The 6351-nt window shown below is 60.5% G+C and carries 7 protein-coding genes; 3 read left to right on the top strand and 4 right to left on the bottom strand.

The window, feature by feature from the left end; genetic code table 11:
- Nucleotides 1-190 precede the first annotated feature (190 nt).
- Nucleotides 191-544, top strand: a complete 354-nt coding sequence (locus MCP_RS15230; protein ID WP_012901745.1) for a nascent polypeptide-associated complex protein — start codon at nucleotides 191-193, stop codon at nucleotides 542-544.
- Nucleotides 544-1296 (top strand): tRNA (adenine-N1)-methyltransferase, encoded by a 753-nt coding sequence (locus MCP_RS15225; RefSeq protein WP_197525923.1) that lies wholly within the window; start codon nucleotides 544-546, stop codon nucleotides 1294-1296. The genes MCP_RS15230 and MCP_RS15225 overlap by 1 nt, the downstream gene beginning before the upstream one ends.
- A gap of 96 nt (nucleotides 1297-1392) precedes the next feature.
- Here the strand turns inward: MCP_RS15225 and hmgA are convergent, their stop codons facing one another.
- From hmgA to MCP_RS15205, 4 genes are all read right to left on the bottom strand, one after another.
- On the bottom strand, nucleotides 1393-2610 hold the full coding sequence (gene hmgA / locus MCP_RS15220; protein ID WP_128567296.1) for a hydroxymethylglutaryl-CoA reductase (NADPH): 1218 nt from the start codon (nucleotides 2608-2610) through the stop codon (nucleotides 1393-1395).
- 8 nt (nucleotides 2611-2618) lie between these two features.
- On the bottom strand, nucleotides 2619-3089 hold the full coding sequence (gene pyrI / locus MCP_RS15215; protein ID WP_012901742.1) for an aspartate carbamoyltransferase regulatory subunit: 471 nt from the start codon (nucleotides 3087-3089) through the stop codon (nucleotides 2619-2621).
- Nucleotide 3090: 1 nt separating this feature from the next.
- A complete protein-coding gene (gene pyrB, locus MCP_RS15210) occupies nucleotides 3091-4020 on the bottom strand; it encodes an aspartate carbamoyltransferase (protein WP_012901741.1) in 930 nt (309 codons plus the stop codon).
- Between the two features lie 83 nt (nucleotides 4021-4103).
- The gene (locus tag MCP_RS15205; protein WP_012901740.1) at nucleotides 4104-4661 is read right to left on the bottom strand and encodes a S26 family signal peptidase; all 558 of its coding nucleotides are present in this window, start codon (nucleotides 4659-4661) and stop codon (nucleotides 4104-4106) included.
- Nucleotides 4662-4760: 99 nt separating this feature from the next.
- Between MCP_RS15205 and MCP_RS15200 the strand changes: the two genes are divergently transcribed.
- On the top strand, nucleotides 4761-6188 hold the full coding sequence (locus MCP_RS15200; RefSeq protein WP_012901739.1) for a DNA-directed DNA polymerase II small subunit: 1428 nt from the start codon (nucleotides 4761-4763) through the stop codon (nucleotides 6186-6188).
- The last annotated feature ends 163 nt before the right edge of the window (nucleotides 6189-6351 follow it).

Raw genomic sequence — 6351 nt, 5'->3', positions numbered from 1 at the left:
ACACATCAACAGCAGATATTCCCGGACATAAAAATACAAATTATTCCAGGGATTTGGGGAGAAATATTTTCCAGAGGAAATAAAGGGGTAGGCCTTATCATAGATACACGATCGGTTTTTCTTCTCATGGAGGACAAATCAAAAAGTTATTTACCCCTCCGCGCCCTATAAGGCGACGAAGGTGAATGAAATGTTCCCGGGAATGGGAGGAAAAGTCAACCCCAGGCAGCTCGAGAGGCAGATGAAGTCGATGGGCATCGACATGTACGAGATCGAGGGCGTAAAGCAGGTGATCATAAAGACCGCGGACAAGGACATCGTGTTCAACGACGCCCAGGTCACGGTCATCGACGCAAGGGGCCAGAAGATGTACCAGCTGGTCGGCACCCCCGAGGAGAGGCCGCTGGAGAAGGAGATCCCCGAGGCGGACATCACCCTCGTGGCGCAGCAGGCCGGCGTGCCGAAGGAGCTGGCAAAGCAGGCCCTGAAGGACACGAAGGGAGACCTGGCAGAGGCCATCCTTAAGCTATCGGGAAATAAGTGATGTCATCGGGCATCGCTCCAGGCGATATGGTGCTGCTCAGGGCTGCCGGAGGCAGGGAGTACTTCGCCTCGGCCGGCGGGGAGAAGCTCCACACCGACCTGGGCATCGTCGACTTAAAAAAACTCGAGGGCATGGCATGGGGCTCGACGATCGAGTCTCACCTTGGCAAGCCTTTCATGGCGCTCAAGCCCCGGGCTCCGGACTTTTTCAAGCACATGCGGCGCACCGGCGCCCCCATGATGCCCAAGGACATCGGCGCGATCATCGCATACACCGGCATCTGCCCATCGGATACAGTTTTAGACGCGGGCACCGGCTCAGGCGTGCTGGCCGTGTACCTGGGCACCATCGCCAAAAAAGTGGTCACTTACGAGTCCAACGAGCAGTTCGCCAACAACGCAAAGAAGAACGTCGAGCTGGCGGGCCTGGGCAACGTGGAGGTCCGCCACGGCGACATCCTGGAAGAGATAGGCAGGCTCGAGGGCCCGTTCGACGCGGTCACCCTGGACTTGCAGGACGCCGCCAGGGCGGCCGCAGGCGCCTATCGGGTGCTATTGCCGGGAGGCTTCCTGGCCACGTACTCCCCGTTCTTCGAGCAGGCCGCCGAGACCAGGAAAGCGATCGAAGAGGCGGGCTTCTCGGAGGTCAATACCATCATCGTCGGCGAGCAGGAGCTCGAGGTCGGCCGCCGCGGCACCCGGCCGTCCACCCGTGTCGGCCATACCGGGTTCATCACTATCGCCCGGAAATGAGCCCTCAGAATAAAATTCTCCAGAGGAAATAAAGGGGTAAAACGCCCCTATTAAATCAACGAGAAATTAAATGGGCATTTTGAAATTTTATTAGTTTCAGCGCCCGTACTTTGCGTGCGCCTTAGCGAGGTCCTGGGAGGCCAGCGCGCCCAGGAGCGACAGCTCTCCTGCGAGCCCCGCGGACGCCACGATCTCCGCGAGCTTTCGGGCGTTGGAGCCCGGCGGGGTCCCGCCGCCCTTCACGCCTAATAAATTCAGGCACTCGCTCTGCGTGGCCAGGCCCGTGCCCCCGCCGACCGTGCCCATGGGCAGGCTCGGGAACGACACGGAGAAGTGCAGGTCGTCGCCGTCCATCTCGGCCGACGTGATGGCATTGCTCCCCTCCACCACGTGCGCCGGGTCCTGGCCGCAGGCGATGTACATGGCCGCGATGACGTTGGCCACCTGGGCGTTGAAGCCGAACGACACCGCCCGGGCGCTTCCCAGGAAATTCTTCCGGTAGTTCACGTCGCACATGTCCTCCGGCGCCGCCTTGAGCCTCTCCAGGACGACCTCGCGGGGAACGATGACCTCCGCAACGGTGGTCCTTCCCCTCCCCTCGATGACGTTGATGGCCGCGGGCTTCTTGTCGGTGCACATGTTGCTGGACAGCGCCACGAGCTTCACGTCGAACTTCTTCTCGAGCTCCCGCATCACTTTATCGGAGGCGATGGTCACCATGTTCATGCCCATGGCGTCCTTCGTGTCGAACGCCATCCGCAGGAACACGCTCCTTCCCACGACGTAGGGGTCGACCCTGAGGAGCTCGCCGTGCCTGGTGGTCGTGCCCACGACGGCCCTCATCTCGGCGAACATCTCGGGCGTCTTTACCGCGTCCGCCAGGCGCTTCGCCTCTTTAAGGTCTTTCGCCTTGACCACGGGGGCCCGGGTCATCTCGTCCTGCATGACCGCCACGGTCACGCCCCCGGCGGCCCGGCACACCGAGCAGCCCCGGTTCACGCTGGCCACCAGGGCGCCCTCCGTCGTGGCCAGGGGCAGGTAAAAGTCGCCCTTCGCGTAGTCGCCATGGATGGTGATCGGGCCGGCGATGCCTAATGGTATCTGGACGGCGCCGATGGCGTTCTCGATGTTCTTCCTGGTGGCGACCTCGGGGTCGTATGAGTATTTGCCGATGTTAGAAAGATCGGCGCCGGTAAGCATGCTCACGGCCTCCCGCCGCATGTCGACGGCCTCCCTGCGGGACGTAGAATGCTCGTCGGCCTGGTGGAGCTTCAGCTCGCCGCTCGCCAGCTTTTTCACGATATCCTCGCTCATGTCTATCACTACAATAAATTATCGGCGATGTTCTTATCGAGCACGAACTCGCAATAGGAGCACCGTAAAAGCACGGGGTCCGCCGACTCGACCATGAACTTCGAGCTCACGGGCTCGTTACTGTTAGAAATGCAGTTCGGGTTGCCGCACTTGATGATACCCACGACTTTCCTGGGCATGCCCACCCGGAACTTCTCGGCGACCTCGTAATTGCGGATGATGTTGATGGTGGCCCTGGGGGAGATGAGGGCGATGGTATCGACCTCCTCGGGGTCGAGCTCTCTTCCCTCGACCTTGACCACGTCCTTGGCGCCCATGGCGCCGCTGGGCACGTTCATGAGCAGGCTTACAACTGTTTTGGAGTGGCTGCCGATGCCTAAGATCTTTAGCACGTTGAGCGCCTGCCCCGACTCGATGTGGTCGATGACGGTGCCGTTGTTGATCGGCTTTACCCTTAGCTCGCGATCGCTCACGTTCATATTAGATCTCCTTGCCCATCACCAGGGACAGCACGGCCATCCGGATGGGCACTCCGTAGAAGGCCTGCTGGAAATACCGGGCGTGCCTGGTGGAGTCGACTCCCGGGTCGATCTCGTTCACCCGCGGCAGCGGGTGCATGATGATCATGTCGTTACCGACGCTCTCCAGCGTGTCGGGCGTGATGCGGTACGAGCCGGCGACCCTCAGATATTCCGAGGGGTCGGGGAACCGCTCCTTCTGGATGCGGGTCATGTACAGCACGTCCGCCTGCCCCAGGGCGTCCTCGATGCGGGGCGTCTCGACCAGCGTGACGCCATGTTTCCTCAAATAGTTTATTATGCTCTCGGGCATGCGCAGGGGCTCCGGGGACACGAGGCTCAGACTCGCCCCGTAGAGCGACAGCGCGTACGCCAGCGAGTGCACGGTCCGCCCGTACCTGAGGTCGCCCACGATGGCGACGTTCAGATCGCCCAGCGGCTTCCTGCACTCTTTCCGCATGGTGTAGAGGTCCAGGAGCGTCTGGGTGGGGTGATGTCCGGCGCCGTCCCCGGCATTGATCACGGGCACGCTCGACACCTCTGAGGCCATGCGTGCCGCGCCCTCCCTGGGGTGGCGGATGACGATGGCGTCCGCGTACGACTCGATGATGCGTATGGTATCGGACAGCGTCTCTCCCTTGACCACGGACGTGGACTCCGCGGAGTCGAAGCCGATGGTATCGCCGCCAAGGCGCTTAATCGCCGTATCGAACGACAGCCTGGTCCGGGTGGAGGGCTCGAAAAAGAGCGTGGCCACCACCTTATCCTTTAGCAGGTCCAGGCCGCCCTTTCGGGCGTAAGGCTCCAGCCTCTCGGCGCGGTCGAGAATAAAGTCGATCTCTTCTCTTGAGAAGTCCTTGGTGGATATGATGTGCCTTCTCCCGAAAATCATCGCATATAGTAGGCGCCCCTCACATAAAATAGTTGCCTATGTGCCTTTATCGCTTCCCGGGCATGCCTGGATATAGTTGTGCTTCAGTGTATGAAGGAGAATATGCTCCTCACGTAGCCCAGGTAGGGGATGCGCAGTTTCGCCACGCCCAGGATCCAGTCCTCCTTGACGGGGGTGTTCGGGGAGACGCCGCTGCTCTGGTCGAATAAAAAGTTATTGTCGCCCTTGGTGATGTATCCCGAATTGGGGGCTTTTATTCCTCCCTCCCACATGGGCTCCGAGGCGTTCACGTAGTACAGGGCCCGGTGGATCACGGGCGTCATGTCCCTGCGGCCGAAGGGCTGGTACACGATGACGTCTCCGGCGTCGCCGAACGATGAGTAGCCCCCGGCGGCGCCATAGGTGACGATGGGGGACTTCTCGATGCTCTGGATTATTATCAGGTCGCCGTCGTGCATGTTGGGGTACATGCTCAGGCCGTCCACGCTCACCATGGGGGGCCAGGCGCCCGCATATAAATACAGGACCAGCGCGATGGCCCCGACCGCCGCGAGGGCGTACAGCGTCTCCCTCAACAGCGAGATCCAGAAGTTGTCGCTCTTCATGAACTTGTGAACGGTATCCTTTGTGGCCAGGCTCAAAACCCCCTGGAAATTATATATAGCATTATTATAATATATAAGTTATTATTATGGGGCAAAAGCTTAAAGACATTTCGCCCATGATTGCCATGTAAGCATATGGACGGCATTGAGATCGTAAAAGCGCTCGCGTCGAAGGGGTACATGGTCGAGCCCGACGCCCTGGACGCGCTTGGCAGGGACCCTGACCCCGGGATACTGGACAGGCTGGTGTCCGGCCTCGACCCCTCCGCCCTCACCGTCACCAGGGACGACGTGGCCCGCTCGCTACGAGCGGGCAACATCGCGGAGCAGACAGCCCGCAAGCCGGCGCTCAGGATCCTGTCGGATATCACCAATAATTCCACCTGTATCGGCGACTACGACGAGTTCGTCGGGTACTTCAGGGACCGGTACGGGCGGCTGGGCGATATGATGCGCCACCGCATCAGCGCCCGCCCGATCGAGAGCATCAAAAAGAAGGGCTTTTCCCGGGGCGAGAAGTCGGAGGTGGCCGTCATCGGCATGGTGTCGGACGTCCGGGACACGGCGAACGGCAACCGCCTGGTCGAGCTGGAGGACCGAACGGGCTCGATGGGCGTGCTCATCTCCAAGGATAAGGACTTCTTCGACTCGCCATTGTTATTAGACGAGGTGGTCGGGGTCTCGGGGACCGTGAAGGAAGGCGGGCTGCTCATGGCCAGCGGGGTCATATACCCGGACGTGCCCAACACCAACGTGCCCAGGCGCTCCGACGAGCCCGCGGCCGTCGCGCTCATCTCGGACGTGCACATCGGCAGCAACACTTTTCTCGAGGACCCGTGGATGCGGTTCATCGACTGGCTGAACGGCGACTCCGACGCCCACCACGACCTGGCGTCGAGGCTGAAGTACGTCGTGGTGGCCGGGGACATGGTGGACGGCATCGGCGTGTACCCGGGCCAGGAGAAGGAGCTCCACATCGCGGACGTCTACGACCAGTACAGGAAGGCCGCCGAGTACTTCGACCAGTTCCCCCGGCACCTGAAGATCGTCATCGCCCCGGGGAACCACGACGCCGTGAGGCAGGCCGAGCCCCAGCCCGCCCTGCCTGAGGAGGTCCGGAGGATGTTCAGGCACCCGAACGTCACGTTCGCCGGCAACCCTTCTGCAGTGGAAATGGAGGGGGTCAGGCTGCTCATCTACCACGGCCGGTCTTTAGACGATCTGGTGTCGAACCTGCCCGGCGCCTCGTACTCGAAGCCCGAGAAGGCCATGGCCGAATTACTGAAGCGCCGCCACCTCTCGCCCATATACGGCGGCAAGGTGATGATCGCCCCCGAGGCGAAGGACCACTTCGTCATCGATCCGCTCCCCGACATCATGCACAGCGGCCACGTGCACACCGTGGGCGTATGCCGCTACAGGGGCGTCACATTAGTCAATTCGGGCACCTGGCAATCCCAGACCGACTTCCAGAAGCGGATGAACATCCAGCCGGACCCCGCCCGCATCCCCATCGTTGACCTGCAGAACGGTGACGTCAAGATCGTGGACTTCGGGGAATGACTAAAAATTAAGCATCTCTAAGCTTCATAAGAATGCTCTAAGACTTTTTCAGCCACGAAGTTGCTCGAAGCCGGCCTGAAGTGACTCTAAGATCTTTTTTATAAAATGAATATCTGCTATTATCTCTATCGTTATGCCGTCGTGGTATCAGTTTTGACACTGA

The sequence above is a fragment of the Methanocella paludicola SANAE genome, from assembly GCF_000011005.1.
Lineage (GTDB): Archaea > Halobacteriota > Methanocellia > Methanocellales > Methanocellaceae > Methanocella > Methanocella paludicola.
The sequence above is the reverse complement of the archived record's forward strand: the minus strand, read 5'-3'. Positions and strand labels throughout refer to the sequence as shown.